The organism is Colwellia sp. 5_MG-2023 (assembly GCF_030547795.1).
In the GTDB taxonomy this organism is placed as follows: domain Bacteria; phylum Pseudomonadota; class Gammaproteobacteria; order Enterobacterales; family Alteromonadaceae; genus Colwellia.
The window spans coordinates 1-533 of sequence record NZ_JAUOPW010000074.1 but is presented as its reverse complement, the minus strand read 5'-3'; the positions used below and the strand labels follow the sequence as shown (position 1 = coordinate 533).

Below are 533 nucleotides of genomic sequence, written 5' to 3'. Positions count from 1 at the left end.
AAAGGTCAAGAAGCTGGTATTTATAACGGTAATAATGCGATGTCTATGATGCAAACAGCGGAAGGTGCGTTTGATGAGATGACTAACATTGCATACCGTATGAAAGAGCTTGCAACACAAGGTGCTAGTGACGCGAATGGTACTACTGAATGGGCTGCGCAAAGTGCTGAATATGCTGCTTTAACTGCTGAGCTTAATAGTATTGTGGATAATACGTCTTTTGGTGGAACTAAGTTACTTGATGGTGGTAAATTTGATGCTGCAGTTAAATTTCAAGTAGGCTCAAGCACCGCTGAAACATTAGACGTTGATATAACTGCTGCATTTGATGGATCGGCTGGTTCAGTAGATGCAGCGATTGATGGTATTGAAGCATCAGGTGGTACTGCAGGTACATTTGAAAATGTGGGTGAAGCGCAAGCTCATTTAGCACTAGTTGATACTTTAATTGCAGGAATTGGCAGTGCACGCTCAGCGTTAGGTGCATCAATGAATCGTCTTGAGCATACCATGACGAACGTAACTAACATGAA

1 protein-coding gene is annotated in these 533 nt (G+C 42.2%); it reads left to right on the top strand.

Translation table 11 applies throughout. The features are described 5' to 3' along the window. On the top strand, positions 1–533 hold a 533-nt coding region (locus tag Q4496_RS17935; protein ID WP_303610979.1), incomplete at both ends, for a flagellin.